Source organism: Pseudomonas sp. GM49 (genome assembly GCF_000282355.1).
Taxonomy (GTDB): Bacteria; Pseudomonadota; Gammaproteobacteria; order Pseudomonadales; family Pseudomonadaceae; genus Aquipseudomonas.
On sequence record NZ_AKJL01000045.1, the window covers coordinates 1 to 22105 of the forward strand.

The 22105-nt window shown below is 57.9% G+C and carries 18 protein-coding genes and 1 pseudogene; 8 read left to right on the forward strand and 11 right to left on the reverse strand.

The window, feature by feature from the left end; all coding sequences use genetic code 11:
• From PMI29_RS24740 to PMI29_RS24730, 3 genes are all read left to right on the forward strand, one after another.
• Nucleotides 1–1020 (forward strand): TolC family protein (locus PMI29_RS24740; RefSeq protein ID WP_007994660.1); only part of this gene is annotated, 1020 nt, incomplete at its 5' end.
• Nucleotides 1021–1049: 29 nt separating this feature from the next.
• Nucleotides 1050–2162, forward strand: coding sequence for an efflux RND transporter periplasmic adaptor subunit (locus tag PMI29_RS24735; RefSeq protein WP_007994661.1), 1113 nt, complete (start codon nt 1050–1052; stop codon nt 2160–2162).
• Nucleotides 2159–5254 (forward strand): efflux RND transporter permease subunit, encoded by a 3096-nt coding sequence (locus PMI29_RS24730; RefSeq protein ID WP_007994662.1) that lies wholly within the window; start codon nt 2159–2161, stop codon nt 5252–5254. The genes PMI29_RS24735 and PMI29_RS24730 overlap by 4 nt, the downstream gene beginning before the upstream one ends.
• Nucleotides 5255–5353: 99 nt before the next feature.
• On the opposite strand, the gene PMI29_RS24725 is transcribed toward PMI29_RS24730, so the two are convergent.
• Nucleotides 5354–6319: a DMT family transporter gene (locus tag PMI29_RS24725; protein ID WP_007994663.1), complete on the reverse strand. Its 966-nt coding sequence runs from the start codon at nt 6317–6319 to the stop codon at nt 5354–5356.
• Between the two features lie 167 nt (nt 6320–6486).
• Entirely contained in the window at nt 6487–7566 is a 1080-nt protein-coding gene (locus PMI29_RS24720) for an SDR family oxidoreductase (protein WP_007994664.1), read from the reverse strand.
• Nucleotides 7567–7640: 74 nt separating this feature from the next.
• On the opposite strand from PMI29_RS24720, the gene PMI29_RS24715 reads away from it, so the two are divergent.
• A complete protein-coding gene (locus PMI29_RS24715) occupies nt 7641–8030 on the forward strand; it encodes a MerR family transcriptional regulator (protein WP_007994665.1) in 390 nt (129 codons plus the stop codon).
• Between the two features lie 126 nt (nt 8031–8156).
• On the opposite strand, the pseudogene PMI29_RS30820 reads toward PMI29_RS24715, so the two are convergent.
• Nucleotides 8157–8375 (reverse strand): annotated as a pseudogene (locus tag PMI29_RS30820) (transposase domain-containing protein); the annotation flags it as partial.
• 127 nt (nt 8376–8502) lie between these two features.
• The gene (locus PMI29_RS24710; RefSeq protein ID WP_007994667.1) at nt 8503–8844 is read right to left on the reverse strand and encodes a winged helix-turn-helix transcriptional regulator; all 342 of its coding nucleotides are present in this window, start codon (nt 8842–8844) and stop codon (nt 8503–8505) included.
• Nucleotides 8845–8943: 99 nt separating this feature from the next.
• Here PMI29_RS24710 and PMI29_RS24705 point away from each other — a divergent pair, with 99 nt between their 5' ends.
• Nucleotides 8944–9270: a nuclear transport factor 2 family protein gene (locus tag PMI29_RS24705; RefSeq protein ID WP_007994668.1), complete on the forward strand. Its 327-nt coding sequence runs from the start codon at nt 8944–8946 to the stop codon at nt 9268–9270.
• Complete coding sequence (locus tag PMI29_RS24700) at nt 9270–10049, forward strand: SDR family oxidoreductase (RefSeq protein WP_007994669.1); 780 nt, start codon at nt 9270–9272, stop codon at nt 10047–10049. Before PMI29_RS24705 ends, PMI29_RS24700 begins: the two co-directional genes overlap by 1 nt.
• 64 nt (nt 10050–10113) lie before the next feature.
• Here PMI29_RS24700 and PMI29_RS24695 read toward each other — a convergent pair whose 3' ends face one another.
• Complete coding sequence (locus PMI29_RS24695) at nt 10114–10920, reverse strand: lytic transglycosylase domain-containing protein (RefSeq protein WP_007994670.1); 807 nt, start codon at nt 10918–10920, stop codon at nt 10114–10116.
• 331 nt (nt 10921–11251) lie between these two features.
• Here PMI29_RS24695 and PMI29_RS24690 point away from each other — a divergent pair, with 331 nt between their 5' ends.
• Nucleotides 11252–11752: a GNAT family N-acetyltransferase gene (locus PMI29_RS24690; RefSeq protein ID WP_007994671.1), complete on the forward strand. Its 501-nt coding sequence runs from the start codon at nt 11252–11254 to the stop codon at nt 11750–11752.
• Between the two features lie 149 nt (nt 11753–11901).
• Here PMI29_RS24690 and PMI29_RS24685 read toward each other — a convergent pair whose 3' ends face one another.
• From PMI29_RS24685 to PMI29_RS24670, 6 genes are all read right to left on the reverse strand, one after another.
• A complete protein-coding gene (locus PMI29_RS24685) occupies nt 11902–12558 on the reverse strand; it encodes a response regulator transcription factor (RefSeq protein WP_007994673.1) in 657 nt (218 codons plus the stop codon).
• Between the two features lie 100 nt (nt 12559–12658).
• Entirely contained in the window at nt 12659–13267 is a 609-nt protein-coding gene (locus PMI29_RS30825; RefSeq protein ID WP_007994675.1) for a lecithin retinol acyltransferase family protein, read from the reverse strand.
• 156 nt (nt 13268–13423) lie between these two features.
• Complete coding sequence (locus PMI29_RS24680; RefSeq protein ID WP_007994677.1) at nt 13424–18895, reverse strand: trifunctional serine/threonine-protein kinase/ATP-binding protein/sensor histidine kinase; 5472 nt, start codon at nt 18893–18895, stop codon at nt 13424–13426.
• Nucleotides 18896–19014: 119 nt separating this feature from the next.
• On the reverse strand, nt 19015–19764 hold the full coding sequence (locus PMI29_RS24675) for an SDR family NAD(P)-dependent oxidoreductase (protein WP_007994679.1): 750 nt from the start codon (nt 19762–19764) through the stop codon (nt 19015–19017).
• Complete coding sequence (locus PMI29_RS0129865) at nt 19757–20197, reverse strand: MerR family transcriptional regulator (protein WP_007994680.1); 441 nt, start codon at nt 20195–20197, stop codon at nt 19757–19759. Before PMI29_RS0129865 ends, PMI29_RS24675 begins: the two co-directional genes overlap by 8 nt.
• Nucleotides 20198–20302: 105 nt before the next feature.
• Entirely contained in the window at nt 20303–21238 is a 936-nt protein-coding gene (locus PMI29_RS24670) for a LysR family transcriptional regulator (RefSeq protein WP_007994682.1), read from the reverse strand.
• Between the two features lie 389 nt (nt 21239–21627).
• Here PMI29_RS24670 and PMI29_RS24665 point away from each other — a divergent pair, with 389 nt between their 5' ends.
• A complete protein-coding gene (locus PMI29_RS24665; protein WP_007994683.1) occupies nt 21628–22020 on the forward strand; it encodes a response regulator transcription factor in 393 nt (130 codons plus the stop codon).
• The last annotated feature ends 85 nt before the right edge of the window (nt 22021–22105 follow it).

The following is a 22105-nucleotide window of genomic DNA, read 5'->3' on the forward strand; positions in this document are numbered from 1 at the left end:
GCCGGCGCAGCGGCGGCAGACGCCGATGCGCTAGCCGCGGAACACAGCATGCGTGGAGTGCGCCTGCTGGTGATGAGCGACGTTGTCAGCAACTACTTCACCCTGGTCGGTGCACAGCGCCAGGTCGCAACGCTGCGCGCAATTTCGGCGATGCAGGACGAAACGCTGCGTCTGGTCACCGCGCGTCAACAGGTGGGGCTGGCATCCGCCTTCGACGTCGAACGCGCGCAGACCGACGCCTTATCGGCGCGGGCACAGATTCCGCCACTGGAAACCCAAGCGGCGGTGGCACGTCACCGTATCGCGGTGCTCATCGCCGACCAGTCTTTCAACACCAGGAACATCCAGCCATCGAGTGATGATTTGGCCAACGTGCCGGAGGCAAAACCTGGCCAGCCCGCCGAGTTGCTGCAACGCCGACCTGACGTACTGGCGCTCATGGCACAGCTCGACGCCGCCAATGCGCGACGCCAGCAAGCGAAAGCTGAATGGTTCCCACAACTATTTCTTGGTGCGTCCTTCGGCCGCCAGGGTCTCAACCTGAACGGTGCCGATCTCGGCGCTGCGCGCTTCACCAACGTCGCGGGCCTGCTGGCGATGCCACTGTTCAACGCAGGGCGTACGCAAGCGATCAACGATGCGGCCGAAAGTGCTCAACAAGAGGCGCTGCTACGCGCCGAGGACGGCATCGTACGGGCGCTCGAGGATGTGGAAAACGCCCTCGTCACGCTTGCGCAGGAACGCCGCCGTTCCGGGTCGCTGCAATTGGCTGCCGCGTCTGCAGAGACGGCACAGAATCGCGCCCAGTCGCTCTATAACCGTGGGCAGATCGACCTGCTGCCTCTGCTGGATTCGCAGCGTGCGCGCCTGACTGCACGCCTGAGCGCCAACGAAAGCAATACCCGACTGCTGCTCGACAGCGTGCAGCTCTACAAGGCACTGGGCGGGGGCTGGCAGGTGTTCGAACAACCCTCCAATCCAACCGCATCTGCCAAAGCCGACCGGCCACCACTTTCCTGAGTATCTGTAGCTTCCAAAGAGGAACCGTCTTGAAGAACTCCCTTACTGCGGCCGGCGCCTTGGCCGTCGCCGCTTTGCTTTGCGCGTGCAGCCCGGATCAACCGTCCGTGCCGGCCCCCAGAGCGGTACGTACCGTTGAAATCAACTACGACAATGCCCGCGACGTCAGTCGCTACGTGGGCACCGTGCAGTCGCGGCATGAAGTCGAGCAATCCTTCCGTGTGGACGGCAAGGTTGCCCAACGCAATGTTGATGTGGGTCAGTTGGTGCACGAAGGCGACATACTGGCTGTGCTGGACGACAGCGACTACCGCCTCGCGGAGCAAGCGTCGCAACAGCAGTGGGCTGCTGCCGTGGAGCAGACACGTCAGGCGGAATCTGATCGTCAGCGCCTGACTGCCCTGAAGGCTGATGGCTCAGTTAGCGCGGCCGACGATGAGCGTGCGCATACCAATGCTCAGACCACGCATGCGACCGCCGAGGCTGAAGCGCGAAAGCTTGAGCTCGCACGTAACCGGCTCAAGTACACCGTGTTGCGAGCCTCTCGTAGTGGCGTGGTCACGGCGGTACGCATCGAAGCGGGACAGGTCGTTGCGCAGGGTCAGCCAGTGATCTCGATTGCGAATCCGGACGAATCCGAGATCGTCATCGATGTACCCGAGGATCAGATGTCCGCCTTCAAGGAGGCGCGTTTCAAAGCCTCGCTGGCCAGTGCGCCAAACGAAAACCTTGATGTCACCTTACGCGAACTTTCACCACAGGCTGCGGCGCAAACACGCACCTACCGTGCTCGACTCAAGCCAGCCAAGGCACTACCACTGGGTGCCACCGCAACGGTCACGGCCGAGCGCGTGATGACCAATGTCTCGGTGGCAGCGGTGCCGGCGACGGCGCTGACGCAAAGCGGTGGCCAGCCGGCGCTGTGGGTGGTCACACCCGCAGGCAAGGATCCGGTAGGCACTGTCGAACTGCTGCCCGTGGCGGTATTGGGATATCGCAACGATGAGGTGCTCGTCTCCGGACCGCAGGCCGGAGTATTAGTCGTCACCGCCGGGGTGCAGAAAATGGCATCCGGACTGAAGGTCGCGCTTCCCGACACGGCGATTGTCGATACGAACACCACGCAGCAGGCAGCCCGATGAACAATTTCAACCTCACCGACTGGGCGCTGCGCCATCGCGCCATCGTTCTGTTCATGCTCCTCATTGTCGCGGCGGCCGGTGCCTTCAGCTTCACTCGGCTCGGTCAGCTCGAGGATCCGAATTTTTCCGTGCCCTCCATGACCGCGATGGTCATCTGGCCGGGCGCTACCGCCCAGCAGTTGCAGGACCAGGTCCTCAACCGCATGGAGAAAAAATTCGAGCAGATCGACAACTTCGAGAAGGTGGTTACCTACGCGCGGCAAGGTTACGCCGGCATGACGCTCACCGTGCGCGGCGGCACCTCCAAGGCCGATCAGCGCGAGGCCTGGTACCAGGCGCGCAAGAAACTCAATGACCTGAGCCTGGAGATGCCCGACGGCGTAATCGGCCCGATCCTGAACGACGAGTACGGCGACGTGTATGGCCTGATGTACGCTGTCAAAGGCGACGGCATCGGCCACGCTGAGCTGTCGGATGCGGCCGAGGACATCAAGCGCCAGATACTGAAGGTGCCGATGGTCAAGAAGATCGATCTTATCGGCAAGCAGGCCAAGCGTGTCTACGTCGAGTTCTCTCACGAGCGCCTGGCAGCGCTGGGCATTACACCGCTGGCCATCGCCGAAAGTCTCAAGAGTCAGAATGCGATGTTGCCCGCCGGCCAGATTGACACCCGCGGCGACCGCGTCATGGTGCGCGTGAGTGGCCAATTCACCAGCGAAGAGGTAATCCGCAACGTGCCCATCTCCGCGGGAGGCCGGCTGATCAAGCTCGGCGACATCGCGACCGTTACACGCGGCTTCGAGGATCCGCCGACCTACACGGTACGCCACAACGGCCAGCCGGTGCTAATGCTCGGCATCACAATGACCAGCGACGGCAACATCGTGGACCTCGGCAAGGCGATGGACACGGCAGTCGCCAAGATCCAGTCAGAACTTCCGCACGGTGTGGAGCTGGAGCTGGTGGCTGACCAGCCAACCACGGTGAAGGATGCAATCCTGGACTTCGGGCGTGCGCTGGCCGAGGCGCTGATCATCGTGATTGCAGTAAGTCTGGCCAGCCTGGGCTGGCGCGCCGGCCTCGTGGTCGCGGCCACAGTGCCGCTGGTGCTGGGCGGCGTGGCGCTGGTGATGCTGGCGATGGGCTGGAACCTCGAGCGCATCTCGCTCGGCTCACTGATTATCGCGTTGGGACTGCTGGTGGATGACGCCATCATCGCCATCGAGATGATGGTGGCGAAGATGGAAACCGGCATGGACCGCGTAAAAGCCGCCGCCTTCTCCTATCAGTCCACCGCCATGCCGCGCCTGACCGGCGCACTCATCACCGTCGTGGGCTTCCTGCCGATTGGTCTTTCAAAGTCCACCACCGGCGAGTATGCGGGTGGCATTTTCTGGATCGTCGGCGCCGCGGTGCTGTTCTCGTGGATCTGTTCCGGCATCTTCACGCCATACCTGGCGGTCAAGATGCTGCCCGATGACTTGGGCAAGCACCAGCACGGTAATCAGCACGACACAAAGTTCTACCGCAACCTGCGCCGCCTGATCGACGCCGCCATCGAGCACCGCTGGGTGGTCATCGGTGCGACGGTGGGCGCACTGGTGCTTGCCCTGGCTTGCATCAAGTTGGTGCCGCAGCAATTCTTCCCCAACAGTTCGCGCCCTGAGCTGGTCATTGACCTGCGCGTTAAGGAAGGCTCCTCGTTCGCCGCGACGACCGAGCAGGTCAAGCACATGGAGGAGATCCTGGCGAAGGACAAAGACGTGCGCTTCTACACGGCCTACACCGGCGCCGGCGCACCGCGCTTCTATCTCTCGCTCAACCCCGAACTGCCAAACCCGGGTTTTGCCCAGTTCGTTGTAATGACCAGGGATCTGGATGCACGCGAGCGGGTACGTGCGCGACTGGTGGCCTCGTCCGACCAACAATTCCCACAGGCGTGGGTGCGGGTGACCCGGCTCGAGTTGGGGCCACCTGTCGGCTATCCGGTGCAGTTCCGCGTGGTCGGCCCCGATACGCAGGTGGTGCGCAAGATCGCCCGCGACGTGGAAAAGGTGATTGCGTCCAACCCGAAGGTGCGCGACCTCCAGCTCGACTGGAACGACCCGGTGCGTACGCTGAAAGTGGAGCTTGATCAGGACAAGGCGAGCGCGCTTGGCCTCACGCCGGCCGACGTGTCGCTGGCAACCCAGACCGTTATGAACGGCGCAACCCTGTCGCAACTGCGCGAGCGCGAGGACCTGATCGACATCGTGGCCCGTGCCGTGCCAGAGGAGCGCTTGAATCTCGACACCCTGAAAAACATCAATCTTTATACACGCCAGGGAACGGTGGTGCCGCTGTCGCAAGTCGCACAGGTGCGCTCTGAGCTGGAAGAGCCGGTACTGTGGCGCCGCAACCGCGACATGGCGATCACTGTACGTGCGGATGTGAAGGATGGAGAACAGGGTGTATCGGTGACGCAGGAAATCCAGCCGTTGCTTAAGGACATCGAAGCCAGGCTGCCGACCGGTTACCGCATCGATGTGGGCGGAGCGGTTGAGGAAAGTGACAAGGCCAACAAGGCGCTGCTCGCGGTGGCTCCATTGATGCTGATCACCATCCTGCTGTTACTCATGCTGCAACTGCAGAACTTCTCCCGCATGTGGATGGTGGTGCTGACGGCACCGCTGGGCCTGATCGGTGTGGTGCCGGCGCTGCTGTTGTTTCAGTCGCCGCTGGGCTTCGTCGCGATCCTGGGCATCATCGCTCTGGGTGGCATGATCATGCGCAACGCGGTGATCCTGATCGATCAAGTACAAATCGAGATCGCCGAGGGGCGCGACCCGTGGAACGCTGTGCTGGATGCCGCCATCCACCGAGCCCGTCCGGTGATGTTGACTGCGCTGGCCACCGTGCTCGCAATGATCCCGCTAACGCGCAGTGTGTTCTGGGGGCCGATGGCAATTGCGATCATGGGCGGCCTTACCGTCGCGACGCTGCTGACGATTTTCTTCGTCCCGGCTTTGTACGCCGCATGGTTCAAGGTGGGTCGCCAGACGACCGCTGATACCCAACAGGTAAGGGGGAACGCCGCGTTTGCTTCTGAGTGATGAGTCCATAGCGCTGTGCCCCTGAACTCACCCTGGTGGAAAGGATTGTTCAGCGCGTTTCTGAGAACAACCAAGGTCAGCCGTGAGGTTCCGCGAACGTTACTTTCTTTCGCCCCCTCGCGGCTCACAGGAAAGGCTGATAACCGGAGCTACTGACGACAGACTGCTATCGGTCGAAGGGACGGATGTTTTGCTGCCCAAGCGGATTAGTTCATTGGAGAAACACAGGCCGACGATGATCAGTGCCGCTCCCGCGTACAGGCTTTCGCGCGGTACTTCATTGAGCGCCACAAACGCCAGCAGCGCGGCGAACAGTGGCTCGGTCAGCTCCAGCGCTTGCACTTGGGATGGTTTGAGATACTCGATGGCCTTGGTGGTGCAGAAGAAGCCCAGGATTGTCGGCAGCGTGGCCAGCGCCAGCAGCGCGGCGATCGCCAGCGGCGACAGCTCGCCCATCGCGAAACCATCGGCCGCAGCCGGCATCAACAGGTACAGGCTGCCAAAGAACAACAATTGTCGGGTGAAGTGCAGCCCCCCCGACACACCCATACGCTTCATGGCAACCGAAAAGGCCCCATAGCCGCAGCCGGCCATGGAGGCGAGCGCAGCACCTTGCAGGGTAAAGCCCTGCTGCAGGTCGCCGCCGAAGATCACCGAGATACCAGCGATAGCCAGTGCGGCGCCCACGGTAGCGTTCGCGGTGATGGCGTCCTTGAGGAAAATGCGCCCCAGAATGATCGAGGAAATTGAGGCACTGGCCATCAGCACCACCACCACACCTGCCGCAGCGTAGTGTCGATAGGCGGACGTTTCGAAATGGAACAGCACAAAGATGCCAAGGAATGCGCAGATAGCCGCCTGAGTCCATTTGGTCGACGCCGCCGGGCGCTTGAGGAAAAACAGTAAGATCGAGAGAAGCACGCAACCCAGTACGGTCTTGATGACAGCGACACTGCTAGCGGTGAAACCATTACTCATGAGTACTTTGCTGAGTACACCGATCGTTGCGTTCAGTGCCGCAGCGGAGAGTGCAAATATGACGCCTTTGCTGAAAGTAGATTGCATTGATGACGATCCCTGTCGCTGAATTGTCGTTCGATAGAATGCCGCCCTACATCGACGGCGCAAAGTTTGAGGATACGAAGATCCCACCAACCCCAATATTTATTGTGGCATAAGCTGGATCGCCCAGTAGGATGCTATTCGCCTTCTTGTCGCCGCCAAGGGAGAAGTCAGAGGGCCTGGCCCTTGGCTATGCAATATGAGTTGACGAACGTTGCAGTGTGCTGCAAAGACTGACGTATATCCGGTTTGGCTATTCCATGCCTGTTGGCAAATTGCTCGACCGCCGCTGTATCAAAACGAGTGGTCTGGATAAAGTCCAAGGCTTCGGGTTTTGTATTCAAAAACCGCGCGACGGGAGGAATACTCAGTAGCAACTTCAGCAATCGGAGTGAAATGTAATGCTTGGGAGACTTTAAGCCCAAAGGTTGTGCCACCTGTACCAGGAGTTCTCGCAAGTTGGGAGTTCGGTCATCAAGCGCCAGCAGTTCCTGGCCCACCATGGCAGGATCAAAAGCACAAACCGCCACCAGCTCAACCAGGTAATCCACGGTGACCAGTGGCAGCCAGTGCTCGGCGGTACCGGGCACTGCAGTCAGCTTTCTCTGCACAAGGTTGCGTATCAACTCCACCAGCGGCTGACCGTCAAGGATATGCCCCGTGCGGCTGTGGCCACAAACCGTCGCGGGGTGGACAACGGTAATCTCCCCGCCCTTGGTGGACATGACCTCCAGGGTCGCAAAATGCGCCTCCAGCTTGCTCCCCTCGTAACCACCGACATGTCGGTAGACCGCAGGCCAATTCGTCAGCTCCGGATAACGAGGATCAATTCCGATGCGTTGCAGATGTTCATGATTTTTCAGCATGTAGCCGCCGATCATCACTAACCGGCTTTTTTGCTCAGCCGCCAACAGCGCCACGCGCTTTGCCCCTTCCACATTCACCGCACGAGAATGCTCCACTGAAAGCCCCCATGCGAAGTGGGCGCCCAGGTGGAATATGACTCGGGCGTGCCTTAGAACTTCTCGGTCAGCAAGACTCAGCCCGAGGTTGTCCCGTTCCAGATCGCCAGCTACGGCAAATACCCGGGTTGCACACCCTCCCAAATTGTCGACTTGCTCCCGCAGTGCAGCTAGTCGCTCTGGGCGACGCATCAACACCCGAATGGTGTGACCTTTTGCACTCAGATACGCCACCAAATGTTGACCGATGAAGCCGGTGCCCCCGGTGACAAAGCACTCCACGCTCATTTCCCTGCTCCTTGTTTAAGGTGAGAAATCAAGCGTAAACTATCGACCCAACTCTATAGTCAAGCGGTGTTTTCATGAAAATCGGCGAACTCGAGGCCCGCAGCGGCGCCAGCCGCCATACGCTGCGTTACTACGAGCAAATCGGCCTGATCTCACCGCTGCGGCAAACTAACAACTATCGCGTTTACACAGCGCAAACTCTGCAGGATCTGGACTTTATCCAGCGCGCGCAAAGCATGGGGTTTTCCCTGGGGGAAATAGGCGAGATTCTGGATGCGCAGCGGAACAAGCTGATCGATTGTGCTGACGGCGCTAAGCTAATTGAAAAGAAGATGGCAGAAATCAAACAGAAAATCGCCAACTTCCAAAGCATTTATTGGTATCTGGATGAAGAGCGTGCAAACCTCGAAGCCAGTGCTGCCAAGCAACTTGAGCTTCAGCAGCTGAACAACTCTTCCAACTGAACTGTCAGCATCCGGGAAACGGAAGCTGCAGCCTGCTTCCAGTTTCAAGCCCATCGCTTACGCACTTTCTAAAACCTTGTGGCCAGGCCCTGGACAGTAAGCGTCCGCCCAAAAGACCTCGTGTGGTTAAACGGGCGCCCATCTATGCGGCAGCAACTCGATAATCTCGCTCGGCCGCTGCATCGGCAGTCGCGTGAGCACGCCCTTGAAATACACATACGGAACATGGCCGTTAAACCGTGCCGACTGGTTCAAACCCATAATCGCAGCCGCACGTTTGCCGCTGCGTAAGGAGCCCGCGAATAGCCAGTTTGAACGCCCGAAAGCCCATGGCCGGATTTGATTTCCACATCAGTGAATTGCTCCGGATTTGCTAGACACATGATGTCTGCTTTGGGTGGGTTTCAGCCGGTCGTGGAAGGCAGCAAAAGCCAATAGCAGCCTCTCATGTGAGGCTGCGAAACCTGGGAGCTCAAGCATCTGGATTGAGCGTCTCCCTGAGTTCCGCCCATTGCAATAGTGCATCCAATGCCGGACACAGCGCCTGGCCCCACTCTGTCATGCGATATTCCACTTTAGGCGGTACTTGCGGATAGACAGTGCGATGCACGATGCCATCCGCTTCCAACTGGCGTAACTGCTGAGCGAGCATCTTCTGGGATATCTCGGGGATTAGCTTTTCCAGCTCGGAAAAGCGTTGCACCTGACCACCGAAGAGGTGGAACAGGATCACCAGCTTCCAACGTCCTTCGAGTTGCTTGAACACTGCTTCTACTTCGCTAGCCGCAGTAGAGGGCGTATAGATTTTTCTCATATTTCCCTGGCTTACTTTTTCGTGCGTTCTTGCCATCGGGTATGGCCGAAAGCGAACATGTGGATGAAGAAATCCTTACATCCGTGAGGTGAAATCACCATGAAAATCGAATTGCCTGAACCGCTCGCCAGCTACCTTGCGGCCGAAAAGATTACTGACACCGAGGTGTTGGAGCGCTGCTTCGCCAAAGATGCCACCGTGCGCGACGAAGGCCAGACGTACAAGGGGTTGGAGGCCATCAAGTCCTGGAAGCAAGCTTCGCAGGCCAAGTATCAATACAGCATCGAACCATTGAGCAGCTCGCAGGAAGGACAGGCCGTCACCCTGCTCGCTCGGCTGAGCGGGAACTTTCCTGGTAGCCCCGTCGAGCTCACCTACACCTTTGTACTCGTTGACGACAAGATCGCATCCCTGGAGATTCGCTGATGAGCATCGCACTGGAACTCGAAGACCTCCGGGCGCTGGTCACCGGCGGAACCAAAGGCATTGGAGAAGCCGTCGTCTCCCGACTTCGCGAGGCTGGCGCAAAAGTCCTGACAGCTGCGCGCTCGCGTCCCGAGCACCTTCCCGAGGACCTCTTCGTCGCGGCGGACATCACCACCAGCGAGGGATGTGCCAGCGTCATTGATGCCGTCCATGATCGTCTCGGCGGGCTCGATATCATCGTTCATGTCGCTGGCGGCTCATCGGCTCCCGCCGGTGGCTATGCGGTGCTCGACGACCAGGAATGGCAACGGGCTCTGGACCTGAACCTGCTCTCGGCAGTTCGCCTCGACCGAGCACTACTGCCCATGCTGCTCAAGCAGGGTTCGGGCGTCATCATCCATGTCACTTCTATCCAGAATCAGCTGCCGCTACCTGAATCCACCCTGGCGTATGCCGCCGCCAAGGCAGCGCTTTCGAACTACAGCAAGGGTCTTTCCAAAGAGGTCAGCCCCAAGGGCGTACGCGTAGTCAGGGTTTCACCGGGATGGGTGGAGACGCAGGCATCAGTCGCCTTTGTAGAGGGGATTGCAAGGCAGAGCGGCACAGATTATGAGGGTGGCCGCCAAGTCGTAATGGGCTCACTGGGCGGCATCCCGATCGGACGTCCCGCTAAACCAAGGGAAGTAGCCGATCTCATCGCATTCCTCGTCTCGCCGCTTGCCAGCTCCATTACTGGTACTGAATACGTTATCGATGGTGGAACGGTTCCCACGGTGTGATGCCTTCCTTTAGTTAGCATGAAGTAAGGCAGTGAGCGTGCTCCGGGTTATGCGCCCTACGGTACTAGCGATGGTTGCGATAGCGTTCGGTCAAGGACTGCACGAGGGTAACGTAGGATTGCGTCTCGGCGTAGGGAGGCACCCCGTTGTACTCGACCACGGACGCTTCGCCGGCGTTGTAACCTGCCAACGCCAGCATCTGGTTGCCGTTGAAGCGCTTGAGCAGCCAGGCCAGGTAGCGCACGCCGCCACGAATGTTCTGTCGTGCGTCGAACGGATCGTCCACGGCGAAGCGCTCGGCGGTGGCGGGCATCAACTGCATCAGCCCCTGGGCGCCGGCTTCGGAAATGGCGTTGGGGCGAAACGCCGATTCGGCATGTATCACTGCGCGGACCAGCGCCCTGTCGACACCATAATGACCCGAAGCGGCTTCGATCTCCCGCCGATAGGAATGGGTGTCCAGGCGCAGTGAGGTGACCTTGAAATCCTTCGGCGCCATGCACAGATAGCAGCCCTTGATGTAATAGAGCTCAAGGACATCGACCCGTGCGGAGATCCCGACGGGGCGCCGGCTCACATATTGACGAATACCCCTGTGGATGAAGGTGAACACCCGAATCTGCACCGCGCCTGAGTCGTCCTCCCGCACAAGCCGTGGCAGGGCCATTGCCTTGGCGCCGACACCGGCGCCCGCCATGCCGTTCAGGCGAGTGCAGCGGGCGCTGGCGATGGCTTGGCTGGTGTAGCTGATGGCTCCGTCCCTGGCTTGGCACTTGAACATGGCGCTGGCGCACAGTGGAGCGGCCAGCAAGGCCAGCTCGATGCAGCCAAGAAGGCTCTTGCGAGCCCATCGCCATGCTCTGGAACTCATCACATTGCTCCGCGCCGCGCCGCAGGCGGCCGATCAGGCCTGGGGCGCCTGGCCCGGGCGCTGCCTTTGGAGGGCCTATTCTGGATGACCCGCCTTTTATTCTGTTAGTTATACCCCTTGTAACCGGCCTTGGAACTTGCGTTGACGTACGGGCTGCCGGCGTTCCCTGCTCGCACGACGCGTTGTCCCGGCTTGCCAGGGCCGGGCGCAAGTCCGATCCGCGGGTGACGGACCCGGAGCCGGGGCAGGACAGGCCCAGGTAGGCAACGGCAAAGTTGTCATCGTTATCCCCCCGGCCCGAAGCAGTTCTACCCGCAAGGAGAGCGATCTTATGAAGCCCGTCAGAACTCGTACCCTACAAAGTGCTGATGCTGAGGCGTTGCTGACATTCGAACTGGACAATCGTGAATGGTTCGAGCGCCACATTGACGCGCGCGGCTCTGCTTTTTACTCGGTGCAGGGCGTCACCGACCACATTGCCGCTTATTTAGCTGATTTTACCGCCGGAACCTGGCACCCATTCGTCATCGAAGATGACGGCGGAAACATCGTGGGTCGGGCGAACCTCAAAGGCATCGACATGACCGAGCGGTCGGCAGAAGTCGGCTACCGGATTGCCCAAAACGCTTGCGGACAGGGACTGGCAACGCTGGCGGTGAGGCATCTGATCCAGGAGGCGCAGTTGCATTGGAACCGTAAACAACTGGTTGCCACCGTATACGCTGGAAATATCGGCTCGGCAAACGTGCTCAAACGGTGTGGCTTCTTGATCGAACATATATCCCGACAAGAAGGGACAGAGCACGAATGTCGGTTTGGTCTTTCGATTTAGATGGGTGAAGTTCCAGTAACTGCCTTTCGTACGGGGGCATGATGCCCTCATTGCCGCCCTACCTGAGCCGCGAATACAGGCTGACAGCCAAAAAGCGATTAATCGGGTGCGTCCAAAAAAACAGGAACCATTCAAACCTGTTGTTCTGATCAACGATCAAGGCGCTCCCCTAATGACTCTGCCATCCGAACCAAATCAGCAAACGACTTTGCGTGCATTTTTTTCATTGCATGCCCGCGGTGAATTTTCACGGTGATCTCGCTCAGATTCATCTGCCCTGCAATCTGTTTATTCATCAGACCTTTGGCTGCAAGGGCCATTACTTCTTTCTCACGAGCTGTCAGCGTCTGATAGTGGGCATGCAGATCTGAAAACTGCTGCTCAATTTGCCGGCGTTTGACATCTGCCTGCAGTGCGGCAGACACCGCGTCCAAAAGGTCCTGTTCTCGGAACGGCTTTGTCAAAAAATCCACCGCGCCGGCTTTCATCGCCTTAACAGACATTTCGATGTCACCATGTCCAGTGATGAAAATAATCGGAATATTTGCATTGGACTTGACCAACTGGCTTTGGAACTCAAGACCACTATTACCTTGAAGTCGTACATCAAGGATTAAACAGCTTGCGCAAGCTGCCTTTGGCTGTTGAAGAAATTCCGCAGTGGATGAGAACGTCTCGACCTGGATGCCGGCGGAGCGTAAAAGATTGCTTAATGCGTTGCGCATGGAAGCGTCGTCATCCACCACGAATACCATAGAACCGTTATTGTCTGGCTCATTCTCGTTGATTGGTGGATTTCCGCTCATGCACAACCCCTCTGATCAGTTGAAGAAAAAGTGTAGCACAACACTTTATGTTGTGTAAGCGCGCACACAAACATGGTTATACCCGAAAACACTGGGAAAATCATGCAACAAAATACAATTCTAACGCCAAGATAAAAGAAAGCAGATAACGTGGGCAATGGAGAAACGCCCTGACTTGAGCACTAAAACTTCTCCCACTAATACACCAACTGCAAAAATGTTCGCAGTTATTAGACAGAATCCTGTATTGACTTTCACCTATTCTTGAACGCGCACGACTAACAATTTCATCGCTTGAAAATTCACATGACTCCTGCATCACCCAGACTGGTTTGCCGCTTGCGAAGCTTTCAAGATCAGTCACTTCGATGGGGCCTGGCTTGAATGAACCGCTAAATCCAGAGTAATGAGCTACGTCTCCACACCCAAGGTATATTCCATGATGCACATAAAATTTGCGCGGGCTAATCAAGTGCGAGCCTATTGGCAAATCACCTGTGTCCTTTTCTACATGCACTAACCTTAATGGAAACATGAAAGAACTTCTTGGCAACTCACTGCTATCGCAGCGCTCGGCGAGCAAGCAACTTTCAAGCACCCGCGACTTCAAAGAGCCGGCGAATTCCATTGCCATTAGCGTCAGACAGAAAACGATTCCTGAACGAAGTGATGAAAACCCACCTACCAACTTAACAGCTAGAGTATTCATGACAAATTCCCCGCAGCCCTTGACATGAAATATATCGTCAGGGCTGCGAAGTTTCATTTGTACATGTGCTTACTTCAAGCAACCATTCATATACTTCCCCCTAAACCTAAGTATTACGCCGAGTACATGGTTGCAGATGAACAGAATGCCGTGGATTCAATGATGCTCGACAGGTAGTGTGAATTGAACAGTAGCACCGCGGGGTTGGTTGACGCTTGCCCACAAGCGGCCGCCATGCGCCTCGATGATCGAGCGACAGATTGATAACCCCATGCCCAATCCGGTGGGCTTGGTGGTGTAGAAAGAAGCGAAAATCTGCTCGGTGTTCTCCGAGGCGAATCCTGGCCCCGAATCGCTCACACTGACGAGCACACAACCGGCGTCATTTAACTGAGCGCTGATGCGCAATTGGCGTTCACCCTCGCTCACACCATTCATGGCCTCGAGCGCATTCATGATCAAGTTGAGCAGCACCTGTTGCAGTTCGACCCGGTCGCCTTCGATCAAGGGCAAATCGTCGTTGAGTTGAGTCAGAATCAAGGCCCCATTCTTCATGATCTGGCCACGGGTGAATTCGACCATCTCGCGAATCGCAGCATTGATGTCCACCGCCCCCTTTTGCGGTGGTGCCTTGCGGATATGCCGACGAATCCGACCCAATACATCGGCTGCTCGATTGGCATCCGTGATGAGACTGCCAAGCACTGTCCGGACCTCTTCGACCTCCGGCGGCTGCATGTTCAGCCAACGCAGCGCGGCGTCGGCATTGAGGATGGCCGCCGCAATCGGTTGATTGACTTCGTGAGCAATCGAAGCCACAAGCTGCCCCATGGTCGCGACGCGGTTCGCGTGGGCCAACTCCGTTTGCACCTCACGATAGCGTCGTTCGCTTTCGCGGATTTTTTCTTCCGCCTGCTTGCGCTCGGTCAGATCCAGCACGAAAGCAACCCCTTCCTTGCTGCTGGCTTCGAACATAGCCAAACCGACAATCACCGGCAGGCGACTACCATCCTTTCTGAAATATTCCTTCTCGTAGGGTTGGGCATAGCCGGTCCGCACCGCTTGCGCCAAAAAGTGCTCGCTGAGTTCACGAAATTCCGGTGTTGTCAGATCTCTCCAGCGCAGACAACCCGAGACCAGATCCTCTCGCTCGTATCCCACCATGCGAAGAAATGCATCATTGGCCTCGATGATGTCACCGTCGGCGTTCCATACGAGGATCCCGATGATGTTGGCGTCTACGAGACGCCGAATCTTCCCTTCGCGCTCCGCAACCTCACGGTACAAACGGGCATTTTCCAGCGAAATGGCAGCCTGTGAGGCCACCAGTTTCAACACGGCAATCCGGGCTGGGCTGAACACACGGGCGGTCAGATTGTTTTCGAGGTAGAGCGCACCGGTCAGTTTGGCCTGGTTCATCAACGGCAGGCAGAGAACCGATCGGACGTGGTGCTGACGTATGTAAGGGTCTTCGGCAAACGGCGCCTCGGTCAGGGCATCATCAAGAAAAACGCTCTCACCGGTGCGCAGGACATGGTAGAGAAGTGACTCCGGTAGCAGCGCCGAAGTCACCGGCTCATCGCGCAACTGCATCGAATGGCTGCCAGTGGTCACTTGCGCTGCGATGCGGTGCTCACCCGTGTCCGACAGAATCAACACGCCACGTTCGGCACCAGCCTGTTCGATGGCCGTGCGCATGATCATGTCGATGAGTTTTTCCAGGACGATTTCTCCCGACACGGCCTGCGAGACCTTTATTACAGTGGCCAGATCGAGGTGTTCGACCGGTGCGACCATCGTCGTTGTCGGGCCAAGCGTTTGCTCTTCGGTCCTCAGCAATGGATACCGCGCCTCAAGCTGCCGCACCTTGCCATCTGCGCCCCAACGCAGGTAGCCGTAGCGGGCATCTTGCAGGTAAACGCGGGCTACTTTCCCAAGACCGCGGGCCGCGTAGAAGCGAGACGCCAGTTCGTTGGCAAGCGCTTCGATATGGACAAAGCCGCTCTTCTGCGCTGAGTGGATGGCTTGTTCGTAAAGCAACTCGGCCTCGATCATCCGCCCTTCGACGCGGGCGATTTCGGCGTCGACCAGCGCGGCCCGGCTCGCGAAATTCTCTGGGCACTGTTGAGCCCGGATCTGGAGTTTCCGGTGATCCGTCGCCATTGCGATCAAGTGCTGTGCACGCTCGTCCATCGGGACACTGTCGCACCATCGGGCACGAGCCAGCGCGTCATAGAAGTAAAATTCAGCCTCCTCGAAGAACAGGTATGACGTCCATAGCAACTGCTGTGCCTTTGCCGCGGCTTGCATGGCTGCCCCGGGGTCGTCGGCCAGGTAGCAGGCTTGTAATTTGCGGACCCAATACCAGCACTCGGCCAATGCCAGGTCCGGATTGCTGGACAGGTGGATTTCGGTGCCTGACTCATCAAATTGTTCATCATCAAAACAACCGAAAATTGGTGTCGAACCCCGGAGCATCCGGATCAGCGCCAGTTGTGTGCCAATGAAATCGGTGACCAGCCCGAAACGCACCTTCCTGGCGTAATCCAGGCCACGTTCGGCTTCGTCCTGTACCTCGGACAATGGCTCGCCGGCGAAAAGGGAGTCGGAGGTAAGGCTGTTACCCGCATAAGCACCATACGGCAGATCACCGATCCGGTTCGCCGCAACAAATGAACGGCGCAGCAGGTCACGGCATTGCTCTACGGGCTTCATCCAGCGCACGGCAAAATTCGAGAAGCAAAGATAGGTACTGGCTTCGAATCGCTTCAGGCCTCGTTGTTCAACGAGTTCGCAGCCGAGTTGGCCGAATCGAAATCCAGCCTGGTAGTCGCCGAAACGCCGTCCGGCGACTCTGAATGAATTGGCGTAATGCACACATGAGGCATCGCAGTTGCCCCCTTCGAGGCTCAGACTGACCGCCTTGCAGATCAACAGGTCCGTCAGGTTCGCATCTGTCTGCAAGGCAGGCGGGAAGAGCTTGCTCAGAGCGCTGACGGTCATGAGGGAGCCCGCATCCTCCATCAGCGGCAAATCGATGAGTTCCTCGATTTCCCGATCGCCCAGTAACGACCAGATATGGTCGTACTCCTGGCGCACTTCATCGTCGCTCGGATGGGCCGACCACTCGATGCCCACATGCCGCAGATAGGCGAGACAGACAGCGACCGCGCCGTCGCTGCGATCCATGAGCAGGTAGACATCCATTTGCAGACACACGACATTGGCTCGTTCGATCGTAGTCGTGGCGCGATCCGAGAGCGCCGCCAGGCGCTTGTCCGCAACTGATAACTGTCCAGTCAGCATCTCGCATTCGGCCCGGTTCAACTCCAGCGCGAACATCAACCCATGTAGCCGCGTCCAACAGCTGTCGTCCAACAGTTGCGCACCCGTGGTGAGATAGTTGAGCGCCGAAGCATAGGCCGTTGACGCCTTGGCACGCTGGCCGGCCATCAGGTTGAGCTCTGCCAATTGCTCCCGCTCGGCCTGATCGGTGAGCAGCACTGCGCCGCTGTTGAGCTGGCCGACGATGTCAAAGATCGCCTCCTCCCGCCCTTGCAGGGGTGTCTGCGCTGCGAGCAGCCGGCCGATTCGCAGATGAGCCTCGGCGCGAGCGCCCTTGGGGATCAGTGAATAGGCCGCTTCATGAATACGGTCATGAACAAAACCATAAGCGCCCTCCAGTCGCTGGACCAACTCCTGGCGTATGGCTTCCCACAATACCGTGCGGATCTGTGCCTGGGGGATGCCCAGAACGGTCGAAAGCGTCGTGGTCCCGGCAACGTTCCCCAGACAGGCAAGCTGCTGTAATGCCAGTTGCGTTTCAGTCGGCAAGCGGGTCAGCTTGCCGACCATCAGGTCCACGATGTTGTCGGTGTAACCCTTGGCATGGATGCGATCCGCACTCCAGCACCACTGCCTTGCTTGATGATCGAAGGTCAGCAGTTGTTCGTCAGCGAGGGTTTGCAGAAACTGGATCACGAAGAACGGGTTGCCGGCGGTTTTGTCCAGCACCAACTGCGCCAGGGGCTCAATGTGCGCAAGCTCGTCATGCAACGCATCCGCAATCAACTGCTCAATGTGTCCCTTCGCGAGCGGTACCAGAGTGATTTCATCTACCCTGCCCCCCGCGTTCCGAATGGCTTGAAGTTTGCCCGTTAGCGGGTGCGTGACATTCACCTCATTGTTGCGGTAGGCACCCACCAGCATCAGATGCCGCACATCCGAGCTGGTCAACAGATCCTCCAGCAGGTCGAGCGTTGCCGCGTCGATCCACTGCAGATCATCCAGAAACAGGGCAAGCGGATGCTCCGCCCGGGCAAATACACCGATAAAGCGCCGGAACACCAGAAGGAAACGGCGTTGCGCCTGTTGAGGCTCAAGTGCCTGCAGCGGTGGCGGCTCACCTATGATGAGTTTCAGTTCGGGAATGAGGTCAGTCATGAGCCCCGCGTTGGCATCCAGTGCGCTCTGTAATGCGTCACGCCATTGCGCCAGTTCTGTGTCGCTCTTGCCAAGCAGCGTGCGCACCAGGCTTTGAAATGCCTGCACCAGCGTCGAATAGGGAATATCGCGCCGGTATTGATCGAACTTGCCGGCAGCGAAGAGTCCTCGCGGCGGGACCAGCGCTTTGTGCAGTTCATTGACCACAGAGGATTTGCCAATACCGGAATAGCCGGTGACCAACATGAGTTCCGGCGCGCTGCTTGCGATGATCCGATCGAACGCGGCGATCAAGGTACTGACCTCATACTCGCGCCCGTAGAGTTTCTCGGGAATCATCAGCCGATCGGATGTCCCTTGCTCGCCCAACGCGAAGGCATTGATGTAGCCCAAGGTCTCCCAGTCTGCCAGGCATTGCCGCAAATCATGTTCAACACTCGCAGCCGTCTGGTAGCGCTCCTCGGCGGTCTTGGCGAGCAGCTTCATGACAATCCGGGAAAGCACATTGGGGACGGTTTCGACCCGCACGCTCGGTGGCTGCGGTTTTTTGGCGATATGGCAGTGCACCCATTCTATCGGGTCAGATGCCGTAAACGGCAGCGAGCCCGTCAGCATCTGGTAAAGCGTGACGCCGAAGGAATAGAGGTCGCTGCGCAAATCGATCGAGCGATTCATCCTGCCGGTCTGCTCAGGTGCCATGTAGGCGAGTGTGCCGGCGATGGTCTCAGGCGCCTGCCGCTCACGCGGTAACCACGAGGCGAGGCCGAACCCTGTAAGCCGAGCCTGACCGTCGGAGCAGTTCACCAAAATATGAGAGGGCTTGATGTCTTTATGGACGAGTCCGCGCTGGTGGAGCTTTCCCAATGCCTGCGCGATGCTAATCGCAAGACGCAGGAACGTTGGCGTTTCCATGGGGGCAACCAGCAGCTGCACAAGCGGCGTGCCACCCGTATCTTCCAGCAGTAAATACAACTGCCCACTTTCCCGCACCATCTCAATCGGACGCACCGCCCAAGAGCCATCCAGTTGATCCTTCAGGCCAAACTCGTGGGCGAAACGGCCAAGACAATCCGGAAGCGGTTGTTCAGCAGTGGGTCGTGCAACGAGAACACTGCGGTCGCCTTTCACACCCGAGCGCAGCTCCCGACAGAAGGTGCGCTCACCATCGTTCCATAATATCTGCATGTTGTTATCCATCGGAGCGAGCTTGCGTGGCTGCGGATGGATGCCCGGATTTTAGTTTTTTTGACGGACGCCCCCCCCTGGTTGATAGAGCCTACAACAACTTGCAGCACTATTAGAATTCAGATCTGACCCAGCCCTCCGTCAGCACAAAGGTCAATGCCAGTGATAAAGCTACTTTCATCGCTGGCCAGAAACAGCGCCGCTGCTGCCAGTTCCTCGGGCCGGCCCAGTCGTCCAAGGGGGATCATCTCGCCAAGCCCCTTCTCAAAGGCCTCCAGACGCTCATCGGGTATGCCCATTTTACCGATGATCGGTGTCTTGACCGGCCCCGGGCTCAGACAGTTGACGCGGATCCCGCGATGCTTGAGGTCATGCGCCCAACTGCGTGCAAAGGAACGTACCGCGGCCTTGGCAGCCGCGTACACACAGTGGCCTTCCAGCGCCTTGAAATGCGCAATGGAAGAAACCAATACGATAGCGCCGCCGTCGCTGAGCAATGGCAAGGCTTTTTGGGTGGTCTGAAATACCCCCCTGACATTGATATCGAACTGACTTTCGTACTGCTCCTCGGTCACTGACTCCAACGGTGCGGGATGGATGACGCCGGCATTGGCCACCAGCACATCAATGCGGCCATGCAACTGCCCCACTTGCTCATACAGACGCTCGACGTCGTCCCGCCGACTGACATCTCCCCTGAATGCTGTGGCGCGTGAACCTATTATCGCCAGCGCATCATTCAGCGTTTCCTGTCGGCGTCCGGTGATCACCACTTGCGCACCTTCCTCAACGAACCGACGCGCGATCGCCAGGCCAATGCCGCTGCCACCGCCGGTGATCACCGCTACTTTATCGTCCAGCTTACCCATTTCTAACTCCCTCCAGTTCCCTATCAAAGCCTGTGTTGTTGAGCACATCGTTCTCTCGCTCACCTGTGTTCGTCGATGCGCCCGATTGGGTGTAGCGCTCCAGTCGGTCAAACAGTCGCTGCCTTCGGTCCAACAACAATGCGAGCAAGCTGTCCAGGGCGCCCAGCTTTTCCATGTGCTGCTTCAGGCACTGACGAAATTGCTCACTGCCCGGCTCGCTGTCCTGCAGGTAGGCGAGCAGACCGTGTATTTGTCGAGTACTGAAACCGCAATCAATGAGTTCCTTGACCCAAAGGACTCGTTGCACGGCCCCTGGCGCATATTCGCGATAACCGTTTTCCCGTCGGGTCGATTCGATCAGCTTCTGCAGCTCGTAGTGGCGCAAGGCTCGATGGCTTGCACCGGTCCTGGATGCCAGTTCTCCAATTCTCATGTTGTCCTCCACAATGGGACTCTACGACCCTGACACTAATGTCAGGGTCAAGCACTGTTTGCACGACCAGCCGGGAAGCGCTTCACGGAACAACGTAGCCTCAATTCACGCTACGGCCAGAGGCACGGGCTGCTCTTGATGTTGACCGAGATAGCGACAGAAGTACGAACGCAACCAGCGTTCCCGAGGGTCGTTGTGGGCCGCGCCGCGCCAGGCCATGGACAAGTCCGGCGCCGGTAGCGTCAACGGCGCAAAGTCGGCACGCATCCCTTCCATTCGCTCCATGGCCCGGGCGACGTAGTCCGGTACGATCGCAATCATGTCGCTGCCGGCGAGCAAAGCGGGCAAGGCACTGAATTGCGGGACAGCCAGGACTACCCTGCGCTGCCGACCAACCAGGCTCAGGGCATGGTCGGCATCGTCGATGACATTTCCCATCGAAGAGACAACCACATGAGGCCGTCTGCAAAAGTCATCCAGATCAAGGGCGCCGGGGTCCGAATCGGCGCGCAATAGCATGGGGTGCATCGGCCGCAGGCTTTTGCAATGGGCACTGGCTGGCAGTTCTTGCGCAAAGCTGATACCCACGGAAATCTCTCCCGAGGCCAGCAACTGGGGTAATTGCCGATGGTCCACTCTGCGCACCACGAGCGTGATGTTTGGCGCCTCATCACGCAGATGCTTGATCAAACGTGGAAGCAGCGCGTACTCGACATCGTCAGAGAGTCCGATATGAAAGGTCTCGTCACTGGTCAGTGGGTCGAACGTCTGGGCACAACTCAAGGCGATAGCGATGCCATCCAGCGCTGGCGTCAGCCGCGCATGAATTTCTTCTGCCCGCGCAGTCGGCTCCATCACCCTGCCAGTGCGGATGAACAGCGGATCGTTGAACATCGAACGCAGTCGTCCGAGGGCTGTGCTAATAGTGGCCTGACACAAAAAAAGTCTCTCTGCGGCCCGGGTAACGTTGCGTTCGCGCATCACTGTTTCAAAGACAATCAACAGATTGATGTCGGCACGCCGCAGATCATTTCTGTTCATCACGTTCACCGCCTAGGCACAAGGCCGCATGGGTAAGGGGACATCCAACAACGGTTCGCTGCACAACCCGTTTTGCCGGAGGCCAGCGAGGTGGTTCAAGCTTATGCAGGCCAACGGCAAGACGTCACTTGTACCTGGGTTCAACCGATGCATCCCTTGGTTGTGCCGCCTAGTACATGGGTATACCCGGATCTCTTGCAAAACCGGACACGCGATTTTTCTAAAATGAATCGCGACTCCGTAGCACAAGACTCACCTGGGTGATTTCATTGAACGCTCAAGTAGAACATCTACACTTTGGTCTTAGCAGATCATACATTGGTATACTTCTATGCCTTATAAGTTGGCGTATGTTGTAGTAACGGCAGAAGATGTCACGAGCGCCCCACATGAAGCAAGATACGCAAATACGCAACTCAATGACTATCGCAATCGTCGATGATGATGACTCGGTTCGGACAGCGCTTGAAAGTTTGTTGCGATCCGCTGGTTACAAAGTTAAAACTTATTGCAGTGCTCTGGCGTTTCTCAACACGAATGACCCCGCTCAGACACATTGCCTTGTTTCCGATATCCAGATGCCGGGAATGAGCGGTTTGGAGCTTCATAAGCAGCTCGTCGCGATGGGCTTTCACATTCCCACTCTATTCATCACCGCTTACCCTGAAGCCGTCCCCTCCCTTGGCACCAATATGTCTGCGCCGATTGCCTGCCTGCCTAAACCTTGTGAAACCAAGAAGCTTCTGAGCTTCATCGAAACAGCCCTCCTCCAGCAAAACTGAAAGCACTCTGAACGCCCTCTTTTGCATCCAATACAAACCTTCGTATATCCCCATACCACTGACGTATGGATTTTCTGAACCGATG